The sequence below is a fragment of the Sporichthya brevicatena genome (genome assembly GCF_039525035.1).
Lineage (GTDB): Bacteria > Actinomycetota > Actinomycetes > Sporichthyales > Sporichthyaceae > Sporichthya > Sporichthya brevicatena.
The window spans coordinates 113,406-137,875 of the sequence record NZ_BAAAHE010000014.1 but is presented as its reverse complement, the minus strand read 5'-3'; the positions used below and the strand labels follow the sequence as shown (position 1 = coordinate 137,875).

General features: G+C 71.7%; 24 protein-coding genes. 4 read left to right on the top strand and 20 right to left on the bottom strand.

The window, feature by feature from the left end:
- Positions 1-69: 69 nt before the first annotated feature.
- Genes ABD401_RS09590 through ABD401_RS09580 form a run of 3 tightly spaced genes read right to left on the bottom strand, consistent with a single transcriptional unit; the run spans position 70 to position 2,740 of the window.
- Entirely contained in the window at positions 70-1,086 is a 1,017-nt protein-coding gene (locus ABD401_RS09590; protein WP_344604025.1) for an acyl-CoA dehydrogenase family protein, read from the bottom strand.
- Complete coding sequence (locus tag ABD401_RS09585; RefSeq protein ID WP_344604023.1) at positions 1,083-2,450, bottom strand: aromatic ring-hydroxylating dioxygenase subunit alpha; 1,368 nt, start codon at positions 2,448-2,450, stop codon at positions 1,083-1,085. Before ABD401_RS09585 ends, ABD401_RS09590 begins: the two co-directional genes overlap by 4 nt.
- On the bottom strand, positions 2,447-2,740 hold the full coding sequence (locus tag ABD401_RS09580) for a hypothetical protein (protein WP_344604021.1): 294 nt from the start codon (positions 2,738-2,740) through the stop codon (positions 2,447-2,449). The genes ABD401_RS09585 and ABD401_RS09580 overlap by 4 nt, the downstream gene beginning before the upstream one ends.
- A 138-nt stretch (positions 2,741-2,878) precedes the next feature.
- Here ABD401_RS09580 and ABD401_RS09575 point away from each other — a divergent pair, with 138 nt between their 5' ends.
- From ABD401_RS09575 to ABD401_RS09565, 3 genes are read left to right on the top strand one after another with little or no spacing between them, the layout of a single operon-like run.
- Positions 2,879-3,625, top strand: coding sequence for an SDR family oxidoreductase (locus ABD401_RS09575; protein ID WP_344604018.1), 747 nt, complete (start codon positions 2,879-2,881; stop codon positions 3,623-3,625).
- Positions 3,622-4,632, top strand: coding sequence for a thiamine pyrophosphate-dependent dehydrogenase E1 component subunit alpha (locus tag ABD401_RS09570; protein WP_344604016.1), 1,011 nt, complete (start codon positions 3,622-3,624; stop codon positions 4,630-4,632). Before ABD401_RS09575 ends, ABD401_RS09570 begins: the two co-directional genes overlap by 4 nt.
- A complete protein-coding gene (locus ABD401_RS09565; protein WP_344604014.1) occupies positions 4,629-5,642 on the top strand; it encodes an alpha-ketoacid dehydrogenase subunit beta in 1,014 nt (337 codons plus the stop codon). Before ABD401_RS09570 ends, ABD401_RS09565 begins: the two co-directional genes overlap by 4 nt.
- Positions 5,643-5,829: 187 nt before the next feature.
- On the opposite strand, the gene ABD401_RS09560 is transcribed toward ABD401_RS09565, so the two are convergent.
- The 3 genes from ABD401_RS09560 to ABD401_RS09550 form a co-directional block, all read right to left on the bottom strand.
- Entirely contained in the window at positions 5,830-6,333 is a 504-nt protein-coding gene (locus ABD401_RS09560) for a hypothetical protein (RefSeq protein WP_344604012.1), read from the bottom strand.
- Positions 6,334-6,564: 231 nt separating this feature from the next.
- Positions 6,565-7,260 carry a histidine phosphatase family protein gene (locus ABD401_RS09555; protein WP_344604010.1) on the bottom strand — a complete coding sequence of 232 codons (696 nt, stop codon included), beginning with the start codon at positions 7,258-7,260 and terminating at the stop codon, positions 6,565-6,567.
- Positions 7,257-8,252 carry a hypothetical protein gene (locus ABD401_RS09550; protein WP_344604008.1) on the bottom strand — a complete coding sequence of 332 codons (996 nt, stop codon included), beginning with the start codon at positions 8,250-8,252 and terminating at the stop codon, positions 7,257-7,259. Before ABD401_RS09550 ends, ABD401_RS09555 begins: the two co-directional genes overlap by 4 nt.
- Positions 8,253-8,391: 139 nt before the next feature.
- Here ABD401_RS09550 and ABD401_RS09545 point away from each other — a divergent pair, with 139 nt between their 5' ends.
- Positions 8,392-8,997, top strand: a complete 606-nt coding sequence (locus tag ABD401_RS09545) for a TetR/AcrR family transcriptional regulator (RefSeq protein ID WP_344604006.1) — start codon at positions 8,392-8,394, stop codon at positions 8,995-8,997.
- A 21-nt stretch (positions 8,998-9,018) separates the two neighbouring features.
- Here ABD401_RS09545 and ABD401_RS09540 read toward each other — a convergent pair whose 3' ends face one another.
- The 14 genes from ABD401_RS09540 to ABD401_RS09475 form a co-directional block, all read right to left on the bottom strand.
- Complete coding sequence (locus ABD401_RS09540) at positions 9,019-9,582, bottom strand: TetR/AcrR family transcriptional regulator (RefSeq protein WP_344604004.1); 564 nt, start codon at positions 9,580-9,582, stop codon at positions 9,019-9,021.
- 140 nt (positions 9,583-9,722) lie between these two features.
- Positions 9,723-12,404, bottom strand: coding sequence for an NAD-dependent epimerase/dehydratase family protein (locus tag ABD401_RS09535; protein WP_344604002.1), 2,682 nt, complete (start codon positions 12,402-12,404; stop codon positions 9,723-9,725).
- Complete coding sequence (locus tag ABD401_RS09530; RefSeq protein WP_344604000.1) at positions 12,401-13,060, bottom strand: nitroreductase family protein; 660 nt, start codon at positions 13,058-13,060, stop codon at positions 12,401-12,403. The genes ABD401_RS09535 and ABD401_RS09530 overlap by 4 nt, the downstream gene beginning before the upstream one ends.
- The gene (locus ABD401_RS09525; protein ID WP_344603998.1) at positions 13,060-15,297 is read right to left on the bottom strand and encodes a molybdopterin-containing oxidoreductase family protein; all 2,238 of its coding nucleotides are present in this window, start codon (positions 15,295-15,297) and stop codon (positions 13,060-13,062) included. Before ABD401_RS09525 ends, ABD401_RS09530 begins: the two co-directional genes overlap by 1 nt.
- Positions 15,252-15,818, bottom strand: a complete 567-nt coding sequence (locus ABD401_RS09520) for a carboxymuconolactone decarboxylase family protein (RefSeq protein WP_344603996.1) — start codon at positions 15,816-15,818, stop codon at positions 15,252-15,254. Before ABD401_RS09520 ends, ABD401_RS09525 begins: the two co-directional genes overlap by 46 nt.
- A gap of 12 nt (positions 15,819-15,830) precedes the next feature.
- Positions 15,831-16,286 carry a nuclear transport factor 2 family protein gene (locus ABD401_RS09515; RefSeq protein ID WP_344603994.1) on the bottom strand — a complete coding sequence of 152 codons (456 nt, stop codon included), beginning with the start codon at positions 16,284-16,286 and terminating at the stop codon, positions 15,831-15,833.
- A 6-nt stretch (positions 16,287-16,292) separates the two neighbouring features.
- Positions 16,293-17,309 carry an NADP-dependent oxidoreductase gene (locus tag ABD401_RS09510; RefSeq protein WP_344603992.1) on the bottom strand — a complete coding sequence of 339 codons (1,017 nt, stop codon included), beginning with the start codon at positions 17,307-17,309 and terminating at the stop codon, positions 16,293-16,295.
- A 24-nt stretch (positions 17,310-17,333) separates the two neighbouring features.
- Positions 17,334-18,830, bottom strand: a complete 1,497-nt coding sequence (locus ABD401_RS09505; protein ID WP_344603990.1) for an ABC transporter substrate-binding protein — start codon at positions 18,828-18,830, stop codon at positions 17,334-17,336.
- On the bottom strand, positions 18,827-19,549 hold the full coding sequence (locus ABD401_RS09500) for an ABC transporter ATP-binding protein (RefSeq protein WP_344603988.1): 723 nt from the start codon (positions 19,547-19,549) through the stop codon (positions 18,827-18,829). The genes ABD401_RS09505 and ABD401_RS09500 overlap by 4 nt, the downstream gene beginning before the upstream one ends.
- A complete protein-coding gene (locus ABD401_RS09495) occupies positions 19,542-20,357 on the bottom strand; it encodes an ABC transporter ATP-binding protein (protein WP_344603987.1) in 816 nt (271 codons plus the stop codon). The genes ABD401_RS09500 and ABD401_RS09495 overlap by 8 nt, the downstream gene beginning before the upstream one ends.
- Positions 20,354-22,318, bottom strand: a complete 1,965-nt coding sequence (locus ABD401_RS09490; RefSeq protein ID WP_344603986.1) for an ABC transporter permease — start codon at positions 22,316-22,318, stop codon at positions 20,354-20,356. The genes ABD401_RS09495 and ABD401_RS09490 overlap by 4 nt, the downstream gene beginning before the upstream one ends.
- Complete coding sequence (locus ABD401_RS09485; RefSeq protein ID WP_344603984.1) at positions 22,315-22,746, bottom strand: hypothetical protein; 432 nt, start codon at positions 22,744-22,746, stop codon at positions 22,315-22,317. Before ABD401_RS09485 ends, ABD401_RS09490 begins: the two co-directional genes overlap by 4 nt.
- On the bottom strand, positions 22,743-23,090 hold the full coding sequence (locus ABD401_RS09480) for a hypothetical protein (protein WP_344603982.1): 348 nt from the start codon (positions 23,088-23,090) through the stop codon (positions 22,743-22,745). The genes ABD401_RS09485 and ABD401_RS09480 overlap by 4 nt, the downstream gene beginning before the upstream one ends.
- Positions 23,087-24,322, bottom strand: a complete 1,236-nt coding sequence (locus tag ABD401_RS09475; protein ID WP_344603980.1) for a hypothetical protein — start codon at positions 24,320-24,322, stop codon at positions 23,087-23,089. The genes ABD401_RS09480 and ABD401_RS09475 overlap by 4 nt, the downstream gene beginning before the upstream one ends.
- Positions 24,323-24,470: the final 148 nt, after the last annotated feature.

Below are 24,470 nucleotides of genomic sequence, written 5' to 3'. Positions count from 1 at the left end.
GGGCTGTCCCGAGCGAGTGAAGCGCGTTCCCCGGGCGCCGCGGCGGGCGGGGGTGGGCGACGGGGCGGGCTACCAGGCGAGGTGGGCGGCGAGGGACTCGCGGGCGGCGGTGACGGGGCCGAGGAGGGTGGCGTTGGCGCGGGCGCGGCGGAAGTAGAGGTGGACGTCGTGCTCCCAGGTGAACCCGATGCCGCCGTGGAGCTGGACGGCCTCGGCGCTGACGAGCCGGTACGTGTCGGAGCACCAGATCTGGGCGACCAGCGAGGCCTCGACCAGGGCGTCGAGGTCGTCCGGGGAGGTTGTCGCGACCTCGACGGCGCGGTCGACGGCGGAGCGGGCCATCTCGACCTGGACCAGCAGGTCCGCGAGGGTGTGCTTGACGGCCTGGAAGCTGCCGATGACCCGGCCGAACTGGCGGCGCTCCTTGACGTAGGAGACGGTGGTGTCGAGACAGCGCTGCGCGCCGCCGAGGGACTCGGCCGCGACCGCGACGCGGGTCAGCGCCGACGCCGGCGCCAGCACCGCGGCGGCGTCGACGTCCAGGGCCGTGCGCGCGGCGGTGGGGAACGAGACCCGCGCCGTCGGGCGCGACAGGTCGAGCGAGGGCAGCGGCTCGACGACGACGCCGTCGGCGGTGAGGTCCACCAGCCCGAGCGCGTCGCCCTCGGACGCCACGAGCCAGCGCGCCCCGGCACCGTCCGGGACCACGGCCGCGACCCCGTCCACCACGGACGCGAGCACCGCCGTCGCGGACCCGGCCGCGACTTCGGCCAGCACCTCGGGAACGTCGCACCGGGCGAGAACCTGACCCGTCATCACGGTGCTGGTCAGGAACGGCACCGGCAGCAGGGCCGCGCCGAGCTCCTCGGCCACCGCCGCGATCTCGGCGAGCCCGCCGATCCCGTCGACGGACTCGGGCAGGCCGAGGGCCCCGATGCCGACCTGGGTGCTCAGCACCGACCAGGCCTTCTCGCTCCACGCCCGGCCGGGTTCGAGGGTCCGGACGGCGGCGGGGCCGCCGAGGTCGGTGCAGACGTCACGGACCGCGCCCCGGAGGTCGGCAATCAGCTCGGCGTCGACGGTCATCGGCTCTCCCCCGCGGGCACCCACTGCTCGTACAGGTGATGGAAGTGGCGGATCCGGCTCTCTTGGTAGGCGGAGAGCAGCACTCCGGTCCGTGCGGTGGACTGCAACCCGCGCTGCACGGCCTCGAGGTTGAACTCGTCCTGGTCGAAGACGCGGGCCAGCGACCCGAGGACCTCGACGGCGTCGCGCCACGGCTCGTCGGGTCCGAGCCGGATCTCCGGCGCGGGCGGGGGCCGCTCACCCGCGAACGGCGCGAGCAGCTGAACCTCCATCAGGGCGGAGCGGTGGTCGTCGCCGTTGGGCCGGAACCGGTAGAAGATCTGGTTGAACGCGCCCCACGGATGCGCGTTCGGGAACACGTTGACGAAGTAGCTGTCGACGAGCTCGGCGTCGCACAACTCCTCGACCGCGTCACCGAGCGCCGGCCGCAGCGCGGAGCGAGCCGCCTCCGCGAGCATCTGACGGGCCGTCCCGCCCTCGGGGACGACGAGCACGGGCGGGTCGTCCTCACGGACGTCGAGCGCGGAGTCCAGCGCCTGCTGCTCCGTCGGCCGCCACCCGATCAGCGGGCTCGCGACACCGCGCGGGGAGATCGTGCGCGAGACGTTGCCGAAGATGTCGTACTGGCTGTTCGCGTCACCGAAGCCCGGCAGCAGCTGCGGGTGCGTGGTGACGACGTGGTAGCTCTCCATGAACGCCTCCTGGACCAGCTTCCAGTTGGCGTTGATCACCTTCGTCACGTGGGCGCGGGTGTACCGCTGGTCCAGCGGCCAGCGGGTGAACAGCTCGGGCAGCACGCCGAGGTAGGCGGCGAGCGACTCCGCGTTCGGGTCCGGGTTGAGGAAGACGAACCCGCCCCAGGTGTCCAGCTGGACGCGGGGCAGCGAGAACTTCTCCGGCTCGACGTGCGGGAAGTCCCACGAGCTCGGGACGCGCTCCAGCTCCCCGCTCAGGGACCAGCAGAACCCGTGGAAGCTGCACTGCAGTTCGGCGACGCGACCGGGGGCGTCGCGCAGGGCCCGGCCGCGGTGCAGGCACGCGTTCGGGTACGCGCGCAGCCCGTCGGGACCGGGCGCGTGACGGACGATCAGGAACGATCGGTCCGCGATGTCGTAGACGAAGGTGTCCCCGACCTCAGGCAGCTGCTCCTCCCGGCACGCGATCTGCCAGACCCGGGACCAGAGGCGCTCCTTCTCCGCCTCGTGCGCCTCACGCGAGAGGTAGCGGGAGATGGGGATGTCCGCCAGCCCGAGGTCCGCGGGGACGTTCCAGCGGTAGGTCTCCGGGACGGTGTGGGAGTCCGCGTCGAGCAGCTCCTGGTAGGTCAGACCCCGGGGCGGACGCAGCTGTTCCGGCAGCGTCACGGCTGCGCTCCGTGGGACGCGGTCTGGGGCACGGGGTCCCCGGCCGACTCCCCGGCCGCGGGTGCGGCGAAGCGCCGGCTCCGGGCCGCGGCTCCGCCGGCGACCGGGCCGCCGCTGACGATCCAGCGGCACATCTCGGGGTCGACCGGGACCAGCTCCCCGGCCACGCGGACGCCGTCGCGGTCGAACCGGCCGACGACGCCCTGACGGTCCGTCACCTTGACCGGGCCGACGCCGTCCTCGGCCCACTCGTACGTGGCGCCCGTGAGCGGGTGCGTGAGGCGTCGCATGGGTCATGATGGTAGGCGTGAAGGCCCGCCCATAACAAGACACGGCATAAAGTTACTATTGCCCCGCACGCGTAGTTACTCGATAGTGTGTACAGCTAGCGGACTCGCCCGACCACCAGCGGAGGCACCCGAGTGGACGTGACCGGCCGTACTGCCGTCGTCACCGGCGGCGCCAGCGGGATCGGGCGGGCGACGGCCGAGTCGCTGGCGGGCGCCGGGATGACCGTCGTGCTCGCCGACGTCGACGGTGAGGCCGCCCAGAAGGCCGCCGCCGCGCTGCCGGGCCAGGGCCACCAGGCCGTCGAGATCGACGTCTCGGACCCCGGGTCGCTGGAGACGCTGTTCGGCATGCTCGCGAGCGCGGAGCGTGACCTGGCGGCCGTCGTCAACGCGGCCGGGATCATGACCGGCGGCGACACCTGGCCCGGCAGCGACCTGACGCGCATGCACCGCGTCCTCGCCGTCAACGGCGGCGGCGCGCTCGTCAGCACCACGCTGGCGGCCCGCTACCCCCTTCCCGGCGACCGCGTCGTCGTCAACGTCGGCTCCGCCGCGGGCGTACGCCTGCTGCCGCCGGACCCGACCTACGCGTTCACCAAGGCCGGCCTGCTGCACTTCACGCGGTCGGTCGCGGCGGGCGCGAGCGGGCTGCGCGTCAACATCGTCGTCCCCGGCATGGTCCGCACCCCGCTGTTGGAGACCAGCGGCCGCGACGGGGTGGCCGACTGGCTGGCCAAGCGCGTCGCCGGCCCGCTGCTGACGCCGGAACAGGTCGCCGCCCCGATCCACGATCTCGTCGTCGGGAACGCGCACGGCGTCGCCCTGTCCATCGAGCTCGACCCCGAGGACTCCTCCCGCGTCGTCGTCACGGAGTTGCCCGCATGACCGCCCCTGCCACGAACACCGCAGAACTCGACCGCGCCGCGTGCGAGCGCATCTACGAGCTGATGCTCACCACGCAGCTCGCGGACGACACCGCCCGCGAGGAGGCGAAGGCCGGCCGGCTGCAGGCGGCGTTCTACCCCGTCCGCGGCCTGGAGGCCGTGTGCGCGGCGCTCGGCGAGGTGCTGCGCCCGGACGACCAACTCGTCTCGACCTACCGCAACCTCGGCGACGCGCTCGCCAAGGGCATGCCGCTCCCGCTGATTCTGGCCGAGCTCTACGGCCGCGCCACCGGCGTGTCCAAGGGCAAGGGCGGCGCGATGCACCTGCACCACACGCCGACCGGCTTCATGACGACGACCGGCATCGTCGGCTCCGGCCTGCCGATCGCGGTGGGCCTCGGGCTCGGTGCGCAGCTGGACGCGTCCGACCGCGTCGTCGTGACGACCTTCGGCGACGGCGCGACGTCGATCGGCGCCGCGCACGAGGCGATGAACCTCGCCGCGCTGTGGAAGCTGCCGGTGCTGTTCCTCTGTCAGAACAACCAGTGGGGCGAGCACACGCCGATCGCCGAGTACGCCGGCTCCACCGACCTCGCGAACCGCGCCGCGGCCTACGGCATGACGGCCCACCGCGTCGACGGCTTCGACCTGTTCGCGACGCTGCAGTGCCTGCGCGGCGCCGTCGAGGACATCCGCGCCGGCCACGGCCCGGTCTTCGTCGAGGCGATGACCTACCGGCTGACCGGGCACACCGGCACCGCGGACTTCTCCTACGTCCCCGCCGACGAACTCGCCGCGGCGATGCAGCGCGACCCGGCGCCGAACTTCCGCTCCTGGCTGCTGCAGAGCGCGGGGTGGAGCGAGGACGACGTCCGCGCCGTCAAGGAGCGCACCGAGCAGGCCGTGCGCGACGCTTTCACCGCCGCGCAGGAGAGCCCGCTCCCCGGCCCGGAGGAGCTCTACACCGACGTGTTCGCCACCGACCTCGTCACCTGGGAGGACAGATGACCCTCGCTCCCCCCGCCCCGGGCGCGGAGACCGCGACCGAGGAGATGACCGCGGCGGTCGCGATGAACTCCGCGCTCGACGCCGCGATGGCCGCCGACGACAAGGTGATCCTGCTCGGCGAGGACATCGCCGACCCGATCGGCGGCGTCTTCAAGGTGACGAAGGGTCTGTCGAGCAAGTACGGCACCCACCGCGTCCGCGCGACCCCGATCTCCGAGCAGGCGATCGTCGGCACCGCGATCGGTCTGTCGATGGCCGGGTACCGCCCGGTCGCGGAGATCATGTTCTTCGACTTCATCACCGTCGCGATGGACCAGATCGTCAACCACGCGGCGAAGCTGCGCTACATGTCCGGTGGCGTGACGCCGGCCCCGATCACCGTCCGCACCAGCGTCGGCGGCAGCCGCTTCGGCGCGCAGCACTCGCAGTCCCTCGAGGCGTGGTTCATGCACACGCCCGGCATCAAGGTCGTCATGCCGTCGAACCCGATCGACGCCAAGGGCCTGCTCGCCTCCTGCGTCTTCGACGACGACCCCTGCCTGTTCATCGAGCACCTGAACCTCGCGTACAGCAACAAGGCCGCGGTCCCCCTCGGCGACTACCGCGTCCCGCTCGGCAAGGCCGCGGTCCTGCGCCCGGGCCGCGACCTGACGCTGATCACCTACGGCCCCACGACCGGCCTGGTCTCGGCCGCCGCCGAGACCCTCGCCGGCGAGGGCATCGAGGCCGAGGTGATCGACCTGCGGACGCTGATGCCGCTCGACCTGGAGACGGTCTTCGACTCCGTCACCCGGACCCGCCGCGCCATCGTCGTCCACGAGGCGACCCAGTTCCTCGGCCCCGGCGCCGAGATCGCCGCCCAGATCACCGAGCAGCTCTTCGGCGAACTCCTCGGCCCCGTCCTCCGCGTCGGCGCCAGGTTCACCCCGGTCCCCTTCTCCTCCGGGCTCACCAACTTCCCGACCCCGGACCGGATCCTCTCCGCCGCCCGCTCCCTCGTCCGCCCGTAGTCCTCTGCGGGATGACGTCCCGCAGCAGTGGGGTGTCAGCCCTCCTGCGGGCTGACAGGGGCGCGCCAGGGACGTCATCCCACGGGGATGGCCGTTGCGGCCCCAGTGAGCGACAGGGTTGCAACGCAAGAGGCGTCCGGAGCCGCCGGGGACGCCACTCCTGTTTCAACCCTGTCGCCGACTGGGGTTAGGTAGCCCTGTCCCTGTGGACGTCGTCCTGGTCAGCCGTCGCTAGCCAGTCGCACAGCCTGTCGCGCAGTCCCTCTACATTCGGTGCGGGAGCCTTCTTCCCGTCCGGGACCTGCAATTCATTCAAGACGACGCTACGGCCGTCCTTCATGACGATTTCGACGCTGCGCCCCATCGTGGGACGAAGACCGAAGGGTGCGCGGCGTATCCGCACGTCCGCGATGTCCGAGCGGTGAACTGCCAGGCGACGCCTCAGGAAGCGGGACATGTACATCGTGTCGCCCTGGACCCAGACGCGCCCTGAACGTAAACCGCTCACGGCCAACGCAACCCAGAGCGCAGCCATGCACATGAAGACGCCGCCGTAGACGCGGCTCTCTTCCCAAACCTGAACAACGAATCCGACAGAGTACGTCGTGGCGGCGCCCATGGAGACCCCGAGGGCGATGCCGTTTCGCCAGCTCTTCCCGAGGACTACCGGTGCCGCGTCGAAGCTTCGCACGGACCCCACCGTCTCTTAGCCGTCGCTGACGCGCTACAACCCCGGCGCCCGAGGCGCTGCTGCGCTCGGCGCCGGCGCCTGCAGTCCGAGAGCATGTCGGCCCCCGCGGGTGAGGTGTCGGCCCTCCTGCGGGCTGACAGGGCCTCCTACGGGACGTCATCCCGCGGGGGTGGGGTGTCGGCCCTCCTGCGGGCTGACAGGGCCCCGCCCGGGACGTCATCCCGCAGAGATTCAGTACGTAAGGACGTCGGCGGCGGAGAGGTGGTGGCGGTCGTTGAGGGACTCGATCGCCCGGCGGCCGTCGGGGGCGGCGAGGACCACGGAAACCGAGGCGTGCGCCGGGAGGAAGAACATGTCCGCGGCGACGCCGAGCCAGTGCGAGACGTAGGCGTTGATCGTCCCGCCGTGGCAGACGACGGCGATCGACTCACCCGGGTACTTGTCGACGAGGGAGTCGACGACGGCGACGGCGCGGTCCCGCAACGCAGCCCCGGACTCCCCGCAGCCGAAGACCTCCCAGCGACCCTCGCGGGCGAAGGTCTCGTGGGCGGCGACCCAGGCGTCGGCGCCGACGTGGTCGGCGGGCCAGACGTCGGCGGGGACGCCGGAGTAGCAGTCGATCTCCGACAGCCCGGGGAACGCCTGGACCTCCAGCGAGTGGTGCGCAGCGATCGCCTCGGCGGTCTGCCGGGCCCGCTGCAGGTCACTCGACGCGACCGCCGCGAGGCGCTCGCCGGTCAGGTGCTCACCGACGGCACGCGCCTGCGCGCGGCCGAGCTCGGTGAGCGGACTGTCCATCCACGCCTGCGGCAGCGTGCCCGGCGGGGCGGGCTCCTGCTGGCCGTGACGGACGAAGAGGATGCGCGTCACCTCGGTCCCGTCCCGCAGGACGGCGGGGAGGTGATTGATGAACGGGGTCGCGCTCACCCGGTGAGCAGGTTCTCGGTACGCATGCGATCAGCGAAGCACTCCAGCCAGGTCCAGCCGTTGACCAGGGTGCGGTCGTCGCCCTGACGACGCGTCAGGCCACCCTGCGCCCGGTACCCGCCCCAGCGGGCCTTGTTGAACCCGCCCATCTGCTGCGCCGGGTCGCCGAAGAACTCCCACGTCCCGGCGCGCCCGAGGTCGTAGACGGCACCGGTCACGTAGTCTTCGTCGTCGAGGGTGAAGGTGCCCTCCACGTCGGTGCACACGGCCATCGCCCGGTCGCCCTCGACGACGACACCCGCGCTCCAGCCCTGCCGACCGCGGACGATGTGGCCGAACTCGACGGTCCCGTCGTCGAACTTGTTCGCGAAGACGTTCCAGGAGATCTGCAGGTCGATGTACCAGCGGTACTCCTTCCACTCCGCGCCGTGCTGGAAGTACAGGTGGTCGAAGAAGATCGGACCCTCGACGGTCTCCCCCAGCACCGTCCCCGTCACCCAGTACGCCTGGCTGGCATACGCGAGCGGTTCGGTGCGCGACGGCGCGAAGAACTGGACGCCGACGGCGGGACGAGCCCCGGAGAGCGTCAGGGCCTCACCCTCACTCCACGTCAGCTCCTCGTCGGTGATCGTCAGGTCGATCGGCAGCTCGTTGGACGCGTGCAGCATGCCCTTCGACTTCCAGTTCCGCCGCAGCGGGGAGAAGTCGCGGACGAGCTCGCCCTTCGCGCTGCGGTCGGACTCGGGCAGCAGCTCCATCGAGCCGTTCGCGTTGCCGAGGATGTAGTTGCCGCCGGACATCGGGCCGACGAACTTGCGCTCGACGATGTACCGCGTGCCGGACGCACCGGTCAGGCCGCCGTAGACGTACTGCGACTGCAGCGAGGCGCCGTTCAGCGGCTGGTCGGGCAGAATCACCGACAGGTCGGGCTCGTAGATTCCCGCGACGTTCCGGAAGTTGTAGTCGCCGACCAACTGTCGCTTCTCGCTCACGCCAACTCCTCCGTGTCGCCGACTTTCTTTATGCCGACTCCAGTCAAGCCAGCATCGCATCGGGTCCGGTGACAATCAAGAGACCGTCTCAAGTAACCAACGTCCTTGGCGGCGCGCACCGGGCGCGAGAGGATGAGGTGTGAGCACTCCGCCCCGCCGTCCGGCGCACCGGCCCTCGCGCCGCGCCGTCATCGTGCGCACGGCGCTGGAGCTCATCGCCGAGAGCCAGGCCGACGCGGTCACCATCGCCGACATCGCCGCCGCCGCGGACATGACGCCGGCCGCGATCTACTACCACTACGCCTCGCGCGAGGCGATCCTCATCGAGGGGTTCCAGGAGGTCAGCAAGACCTACCGGGCCGCCATCGACGCCGGGGTCGGCCGTGTCCAGGCCGGCGAGTCCGTCGGCGTCATCGCCGGCGAGATCCTCACCTGGGCGAAGTCCTCCCCCGGCGCCCGCGCGTACGTGCTCTCGGGCTCCGGCCTGTCCAGCGCCGTCGAGGGCGTCCTGCGCCACGACCGCATCTACGCCGTCGAGCAGTTCCGTGAGGCCGTGAAGGTGGCGCGGTCCAGTCTCAAGCCCGCCGAGTACGCGGTGCTCGCCGTCGCGCTGCTCTCCCTCATCGAGGCCGCCGTCGCGTCGATGCTCACCCTCGACCGCGCCCGCAAGGGTCTGTCCGAGAGCCGCTTCCGCCAGGAGGTCGAGTCGCTCGCGGAGAGCATCATCCACCCGCCGGCGGCGTGAACCGACCTCGAAGAGGGAGCGTCAGCTCCGCTCCTCCGCCGCGGCCATCATGCTCAGCGACACCTCTTCGTAGGCCTTGCGCAGGGCGGCCTCGGAGTGGCCGGCCAACGGGCCGTCGCCGAGTCGCAGCGAGTGCATGTTGGTCCCGAGGGCGAAGACGCTGCGCATGATCAGCGACAACGTCGTCCACCGCAATGCGGCGTCGCGCCGGTTGCTCGGGGCCGAGGGGGCCTTGAGGTAGTCGACCATCCGCTCGATGTGGCGGCGTTCGAACTCCTGCCGGATCTGCAGCGAGTTCGCCGTCGCGCCCGGGAGCTGGTGGTAGAGCAGCTTCGCGGGCTCGGGGTTGTTCTCCACCCAGTCCCACACCGCGCCCATGACGCGGCTGAAGCTCAGCTCGCCCTCCGGTTCGCGGGCCTCCTCGACGACCTCGTCGAGCTGCCGGAAGACGCTCTCGAGCGCGGCCTCGTACAGCTCGTCCTTGCTGGAGAAGTGGTAGTAGACCGCGGTCGTGACGACGTCCGCCTCGGCGGCGACGTCCTGGATCGACGTGCCCTGGTAGCCCTCCCGGGCGAACACGGTCACCGCGGCTCGGATGACGTGCTCGCGCCGGTTGGGCCGCCGTGCAGGCTGTCCCGACCGGGCCATCGCCAGCGTTCCCCTCCCCCGCGCATACCTCGCCTGGGGAGAATCCTGCCGGACGACGGCCTCGGGCCGGGCGGGGGTCACGGTGTCGCCAGCACGGTGACGGTGCCGGCGGTCCCGTCGACCTCGACCTCCATGCCGTCGACGAGACGGGCGGTCGCGGTCGCGGTGTCGCAGACGGCCGGGATGCCGAACTCGCGCGCGACCACCGCCGCGTGCGAGAGCAGCCCGCCGATGTCGGTGACGACCGCGGCGGCGTGGCCGAACAACGGGGTGTACCCGACGTCGGTGACGGCGGTGACCATCACCTCGCCCGGCTCGACCAGGTGCGCGGTCTCCGGGGTGACGACGCGGACGACGCCGCGCGCCTTGCCCGGCGCGGCCGCCACGCCGGAGAGCTGGTCCCCGACCCCGAGCGCCGTCGTCGCCGGCTCCGGTTCCCACGGCGCGACGAACGCGATCGGCAGCCGGATCGACGCCAGCCGCTCCCGCTCCGCGCGCCGCCGGGCGACGGTCTCCTTCGCGTCCGCGCCGGGCGCGAACAGCTCGTCGAACGTCAGGTAGAAGACGTCGGCGGAGGAGTTGAGCACACCCGCCGAGGTGAGCCGGCGGCCCTGCTCCCGCGCGATCGAGCGCATCAGGTGGATGACCCGCACCAGCGCGTCGCGGTCGCGCTCCCGCTCACCGGTCGCCCAGCGCGCGAGCTTGACGGCCGGCCGCGCCCGCCGCGGGACCAGCGGCTCGGCGTGCTCGGCACCGCTGCTGCGCTCCGGCGCGGTCGCGGCCTTGCCGACCGTCCGCAGGACCAGGTCCGGGTCGTCGGCGAAGACCCTGGACGCGAGCTCGCACTCCGCCGGGCCGCGGTGCCCGAAGCTGCTCAGTGCTTCCTTGACCGCGTTCGCGAACCGCGGCGAGACCTCCTGCACCCGCTGGTACAGCCCGGTGCCGCCGGAGGTGAGCACCTCCAGCACCGCCGGGTCGGCCGCGGCCAGGCGCGCGAGACGACGGACGCCGCCCAGACCCTCGGCGCTGGTCAGGCCCTCGCCGACGGAGCTGACGACGCCCTTCGAGCCCGCGAGCTGCTCCGCGGTGTTCGTCGCCGCACCGGCGAGGACGGCGCCGAGGCCGGCCAGGCGCCAGCCGTGGCACTGCAGGTCGTAGCCGAGGCTGAACAGCGACTCCAGCTGCGCGTCCGTGCGGTCGGCCGGGTCACCGACGAGACGGGAGAAACGCTTCACCTCGGCCAGCATCGTGTCGATGTCGCGGCGGTAGCCGGCGAGCACACCGGTCAGCCGGACACCCATGCCGCCCGCGACCTTGATCTGGCCCTGAATGCCCTCGGGCTTGTCCATGGGCAGGTCGGAGAAGTCGAGCGCGGGCAGGTCCTGGATGTGGCGGCCGAGGTACTGCGCCGCGAACGAGTCCGCGTCCCAGCCCGGCGAGAGCTCGCCGACGGCCGCGCCGGTCGCGACGTTCATGTAGACGCGGTGGCCCTGGATCGAGAACATCCGGGCGTAGGCCTCGTTCTTCGCGACGCCGGTCATCCCGAGGAAGTCGACGACCGCGACGCCGGCCTGCGCGAACGCCGGCGCGACCGCGGTCAGCGACAGCGGCGTCGCCGGGCCCGGCAGCGCCTCGGAGAAGTTCGTCGCGATGAAGCACGTGAACCGCGGGTCGACGGGGCTGTCGAACTCGCCGACCTGGTCGGGCTTGCCACCGAGCTCGAGCTTCACGCCGTCGAGCGCCGGGGTGTCGACGGGGACGCGGCCGGGACGGAACGCGCGCCGCCACGGGACGTCGACGGCCTTGTCGCCGATGCCCATCACACCGGTGAGCGAGAGGCGCGTGTCCTCGAGGGTGTCCGGGCCCGACCACGCGCACTCGAAGCCGAACTCCTCCTTGAGCTTCGTCGTGTCCAGCAGCGGCTGGAACAGCACGAACTCGAAGTCGCCGCGGTTCACCGGCATCAGCTTGCGCCGGTACAGGGTGTCGATGCCCTTCTCCAACCAGTCCTGACGCACCGCCACGACGCGCTTGCCGAACGCGCGGCCGACCTGCTCGACGTCGAGGATCTCCTCGCTCGCGAGGTTGACCGGCCCGGCGGGGCCGCGCTCGCAGGCGAGGGTGAAGAAGCGGCCGACGTCGTCGGCGTGGACGACCTGCCACAGGCTCGGCTGCCCCTTGACGACCGCGAGCGCCGGACCCGCCATCAGATTCCGGACGCGGTTGTCGATCCGGCGCCCGAGCACGATGCCGGCGCGGATGCTGATCGCGTCGACCGGCGCCGCCGCGAGCATCGCCTCGACCTCGGCCTTGTGGACCGCGTACGCCGCCTCGGGGTGCGGCGCGAGCGCGACCGACTCCTTGAGCTTGCTGCGGTCGTGCGGCCGGGGGCCGTACGCCGTCGACGAGCTCGCGAACACGATCCGGCTCGCGCCGGTCCGCTCCATCGCGGTCAGCACGTTGGCCGTGCCGTCGATGTTGATCGCGCGCTCGGCGGGGTCACCGAAGTGCGCGTCCATCGCCCACGCGCAGTGCGCGACGACGTCGCAGCCCTCCATCGCGCGGGTGACGGCGTCGACGTCGCGGATGTCCGCGGGGATGAAGGTCGTGCCGGGGTGGATGGACTCCGGTGGCCGGCGGGAGAGCCCGACCACCCGGTGCCCACGGCGGACCAGGTGTTCGGTGATCTCGCGGCCGAAGACGCCACTCGCACCGGTGACCAGGATGGTCCGGGGTCGGAACTCGGTGTCCGTGCTCATGGTGCTCCTTCAGGTTCCGGCCAGAGCGGCCGGTCGCAGTTCCAGTCGGGCGGGCAGGCCCAGCGTTCGGTGTAGACCATCTCGTGCAGCGGGCGTCGTTGCGCCACGCCCCAACGGCCCAGCGGGCGGCCGATGGGGATCATCGCGAACATCTCGTACTCGCTGTCCGGCGGCCGGCCGAGGAGAGCGTCCACCTCGGCCCGACGCGCCTTCAGCAACGTGGTGACCGTGCTGCCGAGCCCTTCGGCCCGCGCGGCCAGGCACGCGCTCCAGACCGCCGGGAACACCGACGACGCACCGTTGCTCAGTCCGTAGGCGAACAGCAGGACCGGCGCGGTGTGCAGGGAATCCGCGAGGTGGTTCGCCGACGCCGTCACCCGCTGCTGCGACGGATCCGCCGTGCCCGCGCGGACCGCGTCGGCGGCCCGCGCGTAACGCGTGCGGTACAGCTCGTCGAGCGCCTCCCGGTAGAGGACCTGCAGCGCCTTCTTCGTGTCCGCGTCGCGCACGACGAGGAACCGGAACGCGTGCGCGTTGCCGGCCGACGGTGCCCGGATCGCGGCGTCGAGGATGCGCATCAGCACCTCGTCCGGCACCGGGTCCGGTGCCAGCCGTCGCATCGCCCGGGTGGTGTAGAGCGCCTCGCGGACGTCCATCACCCTCCGACCGGAGCGGGTTGGCGCACGGGTGACAGGACCACCGGGATCCCGCTCATCCGGGGCTGGCCGGAGTAGCGGTCGTAGTCGTCCTCGACGTCCGCGAGCCGGGCGGTGCTGGCCCCCGCGCCCCACGGGTCGTCGACGTCCGCCTCGGCCGGGCCGTACGCGTGGCTCAACGCCACGACCCCCGGCCGCATCGAGTCGTCGACGCTGACGACCGCGACGACCGCCGCCCGCGCGGAGGCGATCCGCACGAGGTCGTCGTCGCGCACGCCGAGGCGCTCGGCGTCGGCCGGGTTCAGGTACACCGGGTTGTACCGGCGGATCCCGCGCGCGGCCTTCGCGTTGTAGGACGAGTTCGCCGCGTGCGTCTCCCGGCGGCCGACGAGGACGAACGAGTCGTCACTCGTGCCGTGGGAGCCGAGCGAACCCGCGATCGCCTCGAGGTCGGCCATCATCTCCGGGTTCGCCGCGTCGAGCTTCGCCGTGCACGCCGGGTCGGCGGGGGCGACGACGACGCGGGGCTCCGCCGCAGCCTCGCCCTCGAGCCCGTCGCGGTACTGCCGGACGGTGTCGAGCGGGATCCGGGAGCCGGCGCAGACGATGTCGAGCAGCTCCTCCTCCGTCGGCGGCTTGCTCATGTCGAGCGCGACCGGGTCGACCATGCCGAACGGGTGCGGGACCTCGATCGACAGGTTCAGCCGCTGCGCGAGGCCGTAGAAGAACTCCCACTCGCTCAGCAGGTCACTGCCCTCGGGCACGTCGAGCACCGCCGGGCCGTACTGGGCGTACGGGGCGCCGGGGCCGATGCCGAGCACCTGGAGGAAGTCGAGGATCTGCGTGACGTGCGGGACCTCGAGCGGCATCCGCGGCGCGATGACGTAGTCCGCGAACTGTGCGGTGTTCGACAGGAACGGGTCGACCGTGACGAGCAGGTCCAGCGCCTTCATCGCCGCCGTCGTACGGACCTGGTCGGGCCACGCGACGACGGGGTTGCCACCGACGCTGAACAGCGCGCGGACCTGCCCCTCCCCTTCGAGGAGGATCTCGTCGGCCAGCGCCGAGACCGGCAGACCGGCCGGGCAACTGGTCAGGTTGCGGACGCGCAACTGCTCCCCGAACCCGGTGGCCGGGGCCGGCGGCATCGGCTGCGCGATCGCCGGCAGCGCCGGGTAGAGCGTCAGCGGGTCCGGGACCGCCTCGCCCGCGCGGCGCACGTGACCGCAGACCGAGCGCAACACCGCGATGAGGTACTCCAGCGTCGACCCCGACTGGGCCATGTTCGGCCCGGTCCCGGCGTCCACGAATCCGGAGCGGGCGCTGCCGTACATCCGCGCGGCGCGGACGAGGTCGTCCGCGTCGATGCCCGCGTTCCGGGCGACCGCCTCGGGCGTGAACGGCGCGACGGCCGAACGCAGCCGGTCGATGCCGTCGACCCAGGACGCCATGAACTGACGGTCCCCCAGATCCTCGGCGAGGATGACCCGCAGCATCGCGGCGAGGATCGCGACGTCGTGGCCGGGCCGGACCTGCAGGAACAGCTCGGCCCGCCGGGCGGTCTCGGTCCGGCGCGGGTCGACGACGATCAGGCGCGCGCCCTCCTCCAGCCGCCGGTTCAGCCAGGTGCCCGGGTTGCCCGAGGGCAGCCCGAGCATGCTGACCAGCGGGTTGGCCCCGAACAGCAGCAGGACCTCGGCCTCGTCCGCCGTGTGGGCCGGCGCGAGCCAGCTCCCGTGCAGCGCGCGGGCGACCATCTTCCCGGGCTGGTCGATGGTCACCGAGTCGAACACCATCGGGGTGCCGATGGCGTTCAGGAACCCCTTGATGACCGGCATCGACGAGCCGGCGGTCTGGAACGCCTGGGTGCCGAAGTACAGCGCCACGGCCCGCGGGCCGTGCTCGGCGAGGAGGCCCTGCAGACGCTCCGCGATCTCGTCCATGACCTGGGCCGAGGAGATCGGCACGAACTCCCCGCTCGGCAACCGCTTCTGCGAGTGCAGGAGGCGGTCCGGCGAGTAGTGGTAGGCCAGCTGACGGCGCCCCTTGCCGCAGCTGAAGCCGGCGTAGTGACGGTTGTTCTTGTTCCCGGTGATCTCGACGGCCCGTCCGGCCTCGACCGCCACCTCGATCGGGCAGCAGTTGTGGCAGACCTGGCAGACCGTCGAGTGCACCGTCCGGAGGCCCGCCATCAGCTCGTGGCGGCGGCGACCTTCTGCGCCCCCGGGATCTCGCACGCGACGTTCATGGCGTCGATGACCGCGAACATGCGGCCCACCCCGATGAACTGGGCGACGTCGACGCAGAGCTCGACGACCTCCTCGACGCTGAAGTGCTCGTAGAGGCGGGCGAAGTCGGCGTCCCCGACCGAGTAGTGGTCGGTCGCCATCTTCTGCGCGTAGGAGATCGCGGCCTTCTCCCGCTCGGTGAACAGCGGCGAGTTCTCGGCGTCCGGGAGGGCAGCGACCAGCTCCTCGGTCAGACCCTCGTCGATCGAGTCCTGGTAGCGGCCGGCCAGGCAGTTGCGGCACTGGTTGATCTGCGCGATCGAGAGCCGGAACAGCTCGATCAGCTTGCGGTCGAGCTGACCGGTCGTCTGCAGGTTCCAGTAGAACTGCGCGAACGGACCGAGGATGTCGGGCCGGTGCGCGAGCGCACGCAGCGCCGTCGAGTCACCGGTCTGCTCCTCGACGGCCGCCACGAGTCCGGCGATCTCGGGGGGCATCTGGTCGGTCGTGGCCAGGGGGATGCGCGACATGTCCGGATCTCCTCAGTACTCGAACGGGGCCAGGCGGCCGTTGGTCGGGCTGTTCTCCGGGTCGTAGAAGAGGACCTGCTCGGCGAGCTTGGTGTCGAAGAACTCCCACACCTGACGGATCAGACCGTCGCGGACCTCGAAGATGTGCACGTAGCGCTGGTCGTAGCGCTCGCCGTTGGTGCCGGGACCGTCGGCGTCCATGATCCCGACGACGCGCTGGTCGTCCTGGCACATGATCTTCCAGTTCGTGAAGCGGAACTGGTTGAGGTCGAGCCGGCCGAAGACCTGCGGGAGAACCTCCTCCTGCAGTTGCTGGAAGTCGCAACGACCGGAGATCGGGCTGTGGCCGCTGATGTTGTACATGCAGTCGGACGCGTGCAGCTTCAGGAACCCTTCCAGGTCCAGGGTCTGCAGCGCGCGGTACCAGTCCTCGACGATCTGGGTGTGGGCGGGGTCGGCGGTTCCCATGTGGTGTCAGGCTTCCGGTGAGATGCGGATGAGTTGCATGCCGTGGTTCTCGCCCCGGGACAGCCGGTTCATCGCCACCGGTGCGTTCTCGAGGCCGTCGAGGATCTCCTCGGGGTGGACGAGGCTGCCGTCCAGCACCCAGGGCGTCAGGATCCCCATGACCTCGGCGTAGTGCGGGAGGTAGTCCAGGACGATGAAGCCCTGCATCGTGCCGCGCTGGTTGACCAGGTTCATCAGCCCGCGGCCGGCGGTCTGCTCACCGCCGAAGTAGGTCGAGACGAAGCCGCACAGGACGATGCGCGCCCGCAGGTTGATGCGGTCGAGCATGAGGTCCAGGACCGGACCGCCGACGTTCTCGAAGACGATGTCGATCCCGTTCGGGCACAGCTCGTCGAGCTTCGCGCCGACATCGTCGGACTTGTAGTCGATCGCGCCGTCGACCTTGCACACGTCGCGCAGCCACTGGCACTTCTCCGGGCCGCCGGCGATGCCGATGACGCGCAGGCCGAGCTTCTTGCCGATCTGGCAGACCAGCGAGCCGACGCTGCCGGCCGCGGCGGTGACGACGAGGGTCTCCCCCGCCTGCGGCTTGCCGACGTCGGTCAGGCCGCAGTAGGCGGTCAGGCCCTGGAAGTCCAGGACGTGCCGGTAGTTCGACAGCGGGATGTCGGGGTGCTTGTGCGTCAGGGGCATCAGCTCCTCGACGGCCGCCACCGCGTACTCCTGCCAGCCGCACATGCCGTTGACGTACGTGCCGACCGGCAGCCGCTCGTCGTTCGACTTCTCCACGATGCTCGTGGTGATCCCGCGCATCACGGTGCCGAGCGGGACGGCCGGGAGGTAGGTGTCCCGCTCGTTCATCCAGATCCGCATCGAGGCCGGGATCATCAGGTAGATGTTCCGGACCAGGACCTGGCCAGGACCCGGATCAGGCACCTCCTCCGTGCGGACGTCGAAGTGGCTGGCGTCGACTTCACCGGTCGGCCGGGAACGCAGGTACCAGGCCGTGTTCTTCAGGGTCACGCGGGTGTCCTCTCCGGGCGGGAGCTACAGGCAGCTGGGCTTGTTGCCGAACGGCGCGGTCCACTTTCCGTTCTGGATCTGCATCGGGAAGGCGCAGACGTTCTTCAGGTGCGCCGGGGGCTGACCCTTGACGTAGGTCAGGGGCTGGCTGGTGCCGCCGAGCGTCACGTTCTTGAAGCTCCACAGCCCCTTGAGGATCAGCTCCGTCGACGGGGTCGCGTCCGGCGCGATGCCGCGCTTGACCGCCTCGGCGAAGATGTTCGCCACGTTCCAGCCCTGGGCGTGCGACGCGAAGATCTGGTCGACCGAGATCACGCGGGACAGGACCGAGCGGAACCGCTTCTCCTCCGGCAGCTTGTCGTTGATGAACGGGAACTGCTGGCTCGGGGTGATGATCTTGTCGAACGCCGGGTTCGACGGGTAGCTCGGGTCGGTGAGGACCGGCGCCGTCACGTAGACCGGCTTGTAGCCCTGGCGCGAGCAGTCCCGGGCGATGCGCTTGACCGAGTTGATGTCGATCCGGAGGAACAGGATCTCGGCCTGGGCGTTACGCGCCTGGAGGCAGTTCGCGGTGAAGTCCGGGGCGGTCAGCGACGCGCGGCCGGCGAACACCGGGGTGAACCCGGCCTTCTTCGCGTACTCCGCGAAGCCCTGCGCGTAGTCCGCGCACTGCTGCACCTCCTGGCAGGAGATGAAGCCGGCCTTCTTGCCCTTGCCGACGAGGTCCCGCGCGGCCGCGAACTCGGTGCCGTTCAGGCCGAGACCGGCGGCGCCGAAGCCGAAGATCATGTGGCTGGTCGGGGCGAGCAGGTTCGAGTCGTCGCCGTCGAGGATCGGGATCTGCTTGGACTCGACGTAGTCGATCGCGGCCTGCGAGAGCGACGCGGCGTGCGTGTTGCCCACGAACGCGAGGACCTTGTCGCTCTCGACCATGCGCCGCAGCTGGGCCACGTAGGTCGACGGGTCGCCCGCGTCGTCGGCGACGATCAGCTTGATCGGGTGGCCGTTGACGCCGCCCTTGGCGTTCAGGTCGGTGATGTTCGCCTGGATGGCGTTCAGCGCGGGCCGGAACGAGGTCCCGTACAGGCCGGTGATCGAGCCGACGAAGCCGACGGTGATCGGCAGGTTGTTCGCCTTCGCCGTGCTGCCGGTCGCGCCGGTGGTCCCGGTGTTGCCCTTCGAGCCCGTCGAGTCGGTCGTGGTGGTCCCACCCGTGGTCGTGGCGGGACCCGCGGCCCCGGTGCCGGGGGCGGTCCCGGTCGAGCCGGGCTCGGTCACGGATCCGGGGGCGGTGCCCGGGTCGACCCCGGGCGCCACCGCGCCGGTCCCGGTGTCGGTGCCGGGGGCGACTCCCCCGATGGTCGACGGATCGACGCCCGCCTGGGCCCCGGCGCCGGCGGCGGCCGGGGCGCCGCCGGTCTGGGCGGCCACGATCTCGGCACGGTCGAGCCGGCTCGCGCAGCCACTGAGGACGACGAGGCTGCACACGATCGCGGTGGTCCGGAAGGTCCGGCGTTTCATCGCGGTACTCCTTGGGCTGACGACGCTCCGGCGGACTCGAGGCCCGCGTAGGAGGAGAAGATCTTTTCCTCGTCCAACTCCTGCGGTTCGCCCACGAACTGGACGCGCCCGCGGGCGAGCAGGACGACGTAGTCGGCGAGGGCGAGTGCCTTGCCGACGTACTGCTCGACGAGCAGCAGCGACGCACCCCGTTCCCGGACGGTCGCGAGGAACTCGAAGACCTCGTCGACGACGACCGGTGCGAGGCCCATCGAGACCTCGTCGAGCAGGACGAGCCGGGGGTTCTGCAGGTACGCCCGGGCGAGCGCAACCATCTGCTGCTCACCACCGCTCATCGATCCCGCGCGCTGGTTCATGCGCCGGCCGAGCGTCGGGAACGCCTCGACCGCGAGGTCGAGGGCGGAACTGTGGCCGTCCGCGAACAGCGTGAGGTTCTCGCGGACGGAGAGGTTGGGGAACACGGCGCGGCCCTCGGGGACCGTGCAGACCCCGTACCGGACGAGGTCGTGCGGCTGACGGCCTGTCACGTCCGAACCGTCGACGAGGATTTGGCCCCGCATCGGGCGCAGGGTGCCGCCGGCCACGCGGAGCAGCGTCGTCTTGCCGGCGCCGTTCGGGCCGAGCAGGGCGACGGTGCTGCCCGCCGGGACGATCAGGTCGACGTCGTGCAGCACCGCGGCGCCGGTGTATCCGGCGCTGATGCGTCGCAGCTCAAGCATGGGCGGGCTCCTCGACGGTGCCGAGGTAGGCCTGGCGCACCCGGTCGTCCCGCAGGACGGCCTCGGTCGGGCCGTCGCAGAGGTGGACGCCGAAGTCCAGGACGTAGAGGTAGGCGCAGATCTCGCGGACCAGCGTCATGTCGTGCTCGACGACCAGCACCGAGGCCCCGGTCGTGTCGACGATGCTGCGCACGATGCTCGCGAACGTCTCGGTCTCGCTCGGGTCCAGACCGGAGGACGGCTCGTCGAGCAGCAGCACCGAGGAGCGGCCGCACGCCGCGCGGGCGAGCTCCACCAGCCGGCGCTGACCGGTGGACAGCGAGCCGACCCGGCGGCCGGCGAGGTCCGCGATGCCGCAGGTCTCCAGGGCCTCGGTCACCCGCGCCTGCTGCTCCGCCCGCGAACCGCGCGGGGCGAGGAAGCAGCGCCAGGGGCGGCCGCCGGAGTCACGGGCCTCGGTGGCGAGGCCGACGTTCTGCGCGACCGAGAGCGAGTCACAGAGCGCGAACCGCTGGAAGGTCCGGCCGAGGCCGGCCCGGGCGCGCCGCGCCGGCGTCCAGTCGGACACGTCCGAGCCGAGCAGCTCGACGGTGCCGGCCGCCGGCCGGACGGTGCCGGCGCACGCGTTCAGCGTCGTCGTCTTGCCGGCGCCGTTCGGCCCGATCAGACCGACGATCTCGCCGCGTCGCACCTCGAGGTCGAACTCGGACACCGCGCGCGTGCCGCCGAACTGGACGGTGAGGCCACGGGTCACGAGCACCCGCTCGTCGGGACGGTGCAACATCGGTTCAGCGTTGGGCGTGGTCATGAGCGCACCCCTGCTCCCACGGGCCGGCGGTCGTCGTCCGGGGCGGCCGGCCGGGGCGGTCGTGCGGCCCGCACCGGCCGCGACGGCAAGTAGCCGGGATGGCGCAGGCGCGAGGGCACGCGGCCCGGACCCCAACCCCGGGTGAGGTCGAACTGACGGTCCGCCACGAGGCTGGCGGTGATGGCCGCGGCGCCGAAGATCGCGGTGTACCAGCCCGGGTCCATCTCGATCAGCGTCGGCATGACCGCGAGGGAGAACGCCGCCGCGGACGCGCGGAGCACCGTGGCCCGCGAGCCGAACAGCGCGAGGACCGCGACCCAGGTCAGGCCGACGGTGTAGCCGTAACCGCGGCTGGAGGCCTGCAGCGTGACGCCCGAGGCGAGCGCACCGCCGAGCGCGCCGAGGAAGCCGGCGACGCAGAAGACGGCCGTGCGGATCGTCGTGCTGTCACCGCCGTTGGCCGCGACCGCGTCGGGCGACTCGGCGTTGGCCTGCAGGAGCCGGCCGAGGCGGGCGCGCTGGATGCCGAACACGAGACCGGCCGCGGCCGCCGCGACCGCGACGCACAGGTAGTAGTAGCCCTTGTCCGTGGTGAGGTCGAGACCGAACAACGAGATGTCGGGGCGCGAGACCGCGCGGACACCGCCACCGAACATCGCCTCGGTCGGGTACACGAGCTGCTGCAGGAGCACCGCGAAGGTGAACGTCGCCAGCGCGAGGTAGAGGCCCGAGAGCCGGAGCGTCGGGAGCGCGACCGCGGTCGCGACCGGCACCGCGACCAGCCCGGCGAGCAGCAGCGCGATCCCCCACGGCAGTCCGTTGCCGAGGAAGTGGCTCATCGCCGCCGCGCCGATCGCCGCGAACGCGGCGTGCGCGAGGGAGATCTGACCCGACGTCCACACCATCAGGCCGAGGCCGAGGAAGACCAGGACCAGCGTGACCGCCGTGGTCCAGACCGGGAGCGAGGTGTCGACGAAGGTCGGCACGAGGAGCGCGAACACCCCGAGCGCGGCGACGGCCTCCCAGTGCACCCGCGGGGTGACCGCGCGGCCGCTGGCGGTCCGGTTGCTGCTCGGGACGTCGAAGAACTTGCGCGCCGGCGTCACGATCAGCAGGACGAACAGGACGATGAACGGTGCGACGTCGGGGATGCTCGCCCAGAACACCGAGTTCGGGAGCTGGTCACCGATGACCTTGCCGCTGCACGCGCTGCCGACACCGATCACGATGCCACCGGCGAAGGTGAGGCCGATCGAACCGAACCGGCCGACGGCCGCGGCGCCGAACGCCTGCACGACGAGCAGCGCGAGCACCACGGTGTCGAGACCGAGGCTCGGGGCGAGCAGCAGACCCGTCACGCTCGCGAAGACCGCACTGATGATCCACGCGCCGCGGCGGACCGCCGTCGGGTTGTCGCCCTCGTAGGAGAGCAGCTGCGGGTTGTCGACGACCGCGCGCATCCGCAGACCGGTCTTGGTCCAGCGGAACAGCGCGAGCAACGCGAGGACGCCGACCAGCGCGATGCCCGCGCCGATCATCTGCTCGTAGGAGACGAAGGTGCCGCCGATGTCGACCGTGCCCTGGGGCAGGAACGGCTCGAGCGGAATCGTCGACGGCCCGTAGTGCACGGCGGCGAGGCCCTGCACGACGAGCAGGAGGCCGACGGTGGCGACGATCCGGTAGACCGCCCGCACACCCTGCAGGCCGGCGGCCATGCGCTCGAGCAGCAGACCCATGACCGGGGCGAAGACGCCGAGGACGACCAGCGCCGCCGGCGGCCAGGGCATGCCCCGAACCTCCGTCAGTTCGTAGAAGACGTAGGCCGCGGCGGCCGCGACGGCGCCGTGCGCGAAGTTGAACAGGCCGCTGGTGCGGAAGGAGAGGACGAGGCCGACGGCGGCGAGACCGAGCAGCGAACCCGCGACGAGCCCGGAGACGATGAAGGGGGTCCATTCGTTCACGGACGACACCACCCGCAGGGCTCCAGGGCCTCCGCGCTGCTGCGCGGCGCCAGCGGTTCGGCGGGCTTGCCCACCACGAGACGGCACTCGGGCCGGTGGTACAGCCGGCCACCGGGCACGACGACGCGGCGTGCGTCGTCCACGTCGACCGGACGGCGGGCCGCGGTCCTGGACCGGCGCAGCGCGGCCTGGCGCGCACCGATGCGCGAGCGGGCCACGAGGATCAGCCGCGCGTTCCCGAACGCGGCGAGCACCAGCCCGATCGCGGAGAGATTGGCCCACGGCGTGGCGTCCGCCAGCCGCGCCTCACCGGCGACGCCGTACCAGGCGACGACCAGCAGGACCGCCGCCACGGCGTTCGCGGCCACGGTCAGGCGCAGGGCGCCGGCGGTCCACGGCCGGGCGTCGATCGCCCGTGCTCCACTCATCGTGCGGTGGCCCGGGCTCCGTCGTGGGAGCGGTCGTCCGCCCGGGTCTGGGCCGCGGCATCGGTCCCGCGCGCTTCGGCGGCGGCGACGGGCTCGGTCCCGGTGAGCTCGTCGAGCTTGTGCCACTCGTCGCGCAGGTCGGCCGAGAGCCAGAGCGTGGCGCCGATCCCGAGCAGGAACAGCGACCCCACCCCCGCCGACATGAGCAGCGGGAGCTGCTCGGCGGGGTACGGGGTGTCACTGATGCGGAAGTACCCGACCACCAGCATCAGGAGGCCGACGACCGTCAACCCCAGCGCCAGGGCCCGGTCCCAGTGGGCGCGGATCGCGTCGAACGGTTTCACGACTGTCGGACTCCTCGGTAGCGGAGCAGCTGGCCCAGCAGCAGCACGCCGAGCGCGGCCACGACGAAGGGCGGGAACAGGTTGAGGTCGAACCCGTCGGGCTGCGTCAGCCCGGCCGGGGCGACCTGAACGGTCGGGACGGTGTTGCCGGGGACGGCACCGGTCGGGGTCGAGCCGGGCAGCTCACCCGGCAGCGCGCCGGGGACGGCGGCGCCGTCGGTCGTGGGCAGGGCGCCCAGGTCCGGGGTGGCGGCACTGTCGACGCCGGCGTCGGTCGCCGGGGCGGCCGGACTGAAGGCGTCGCCGCCCGAACCGGTCGCGTTGAGCGAGACGTAGCTGCGCCCCAGCGTCAGGCTCTGCGTCACGGTGCCGAAGGGCGAGCCGTCCGGTGGGTTCCAGAGCGAGCTGATCTCGATACCCGCCGTCAGGACCGAGTCCTTCGTGGTGATCGGCTCCAGGTAGCGGACCTTGATCCCCTGTTCCGCCAGCGGCTTGAGGATCGGGCTGCTGTCCGGCAGCGGGGTGTTCTGGCCCGGGAGCATGAAGCCCTCGGGGCCGAAGGCCAGCGGGACGCCCGCGACCGAGACGCCGGTGACGAGCAGGTCCGAGGCCTGCGTCGGCTCCTTGCCGTCCGAGGTCATCGACGCCACCGACTTCACGGCGCCGATCTCGATCGCCGCGACGGAGATGCCCGTGGCGAGCGTCGTCGCGCGGGAGGTGACCTTGTTGCCGTCGGTGCTGGTCTCGGCGAGCGAGGTCGCCCGGCCGATCACGACACCGGACTCGTGCACGGTGTCCCCGCCGGCGGTGGCGACGCTGCGGTCGGGCTCGCTCTCGGCCTTGAGCAGGTACGGCCCGACTTCCTGGGTCGCCACCGGCGTCGAGGGTGAGCGGGAGACCGCGAAGTACGGCCAGTCCGGCAGCGCCGCGAGCTGCGGGTAGAGACCGCGCGCCGTGTTCGGCAGGGACGTCAGCTGGTCGCCGGGGTTGCTCGCCGCGGCGATCGCGGTGCTGTTGCCCAACGCGTCGAGCACCGCACTGGCGCTCGGGCTGCCGCCGGCGAAGATCGTCTCGGACACCGGGGCGTCCTTGACGACGTAGGTCAGGTGCACGACGTCGGCCGACGCCGTGGCCGTGAAGCTCAGCGCCGCACGCGCGTCGGTGGCGCCGAGAAAGGGCGCTGCACCGATCAGGACGGGCACGGCCATCAGGCCGAGAATCCGCAGTCTCACCGCGACTCCGCATCGGGAGAGGGGTCATGGGGGCAGTTCGGCTACTTACTGGAGATGGTGACCAGATTCACCGTTGACGGGACGATACCCCCGTGCGTGGACCTCGACAAGACCCAATAACTCGGTGTCGTGACAAGTAACTGTGCGG

What these genes read in the sequence shown, in the direction of transcription:
- ABD401_RS09570 (WP_344604016.1), top strand. Translation starts at nt 3,622, where the DNA reads ATGACCGCCCCTGCCACGAACACCGCAGAACTCGACCGCGCCGCGTGC.
- ABD401_RS09485 (WP_344603984.1), bottom strand. Translation starts at nt 22,746, where the DNA reads ATGAGTGGAGCACGGGCGATCGACGCCCGGCCGTGGACCGCCGGCGCC.
- ABD401_RS09565 (WP_344604014.1), top strand. Translation starts at nt 4,629, where the DNA reads ATGACCCTCGCTCCCCCCGCCCCGGGCGCGGAGACCGCGACCGAGGAG.
- ABD401_RS09535 (WP_344604002.1), bottom strand. Translation starts at nt 12,404, where the DNA reads ATGAGCACGGACACCGAGTTCCGACCCCGGACCATCCTGGTCACCGGT.
- ABD401_RS09580 (WP_344604021.1), bottom strand. Translation starts at nt 2,740, where the DNA reads ATGCGACGCCTCACGCACCCGCTCACGGGCGCCACGTACGAGTGGGCC.
- ABD401_RS09500 (WP_344603988.1), bottom strand. Translation starts at nt 19,549, where the DNA reads ATGCTTGAGCTGCGACGCATCAGCGCCGGATACACCGGCGCCGCGGTG.
- ABD401_RS09590 (WP_344604025.1), bottom strand. Translation starts at nt 1,086, where the DNA reads ATGACCGTCGACGCCGAGCTGATTGCCGACCTCCGGGGCGCGGTCCGT.
- ABD401_RS09530 (WP_344604000.1), bottom strand. Translation starts at nt 13,060, where the DNA reads ATGGACGTCCGCGAGGCGCTCTACACCACCCGGGCGATGCGACGGCTG.
- ABD401_RS09505 (WP_344603990.1), bottom strand. Translation starts at nt 18,830, where the DNA reads ATGAAACGCCGGACCTTCCGGACCACCGCGATCGTGTGCAGCCTCGTC.
- ABD401_RS09515 (WP_344603994.1), bottom strand. Translation starts at nt 16,286, where the DNA reads ATGGGAACCGCCGACCCCGCCCACACCCAGATCGTCGAGGACTGGTAC.
- ABD401_RS09495 (WP_344603987.1), bottom strand. Translation starts at nt 20,357, where the DNA reads ATGACCACGCCCAACGCTGAACCGATGTTGCACCGTCCCGACGAGCGG.
- ABD401_RS09520 (WP_344603996.1), bottom strand. Translation starts at nt 15,818, where the DNA reads ATGTCGCGCATCCCCCTGGCCACGACCGACCAGATGCCCCCCGAGATC.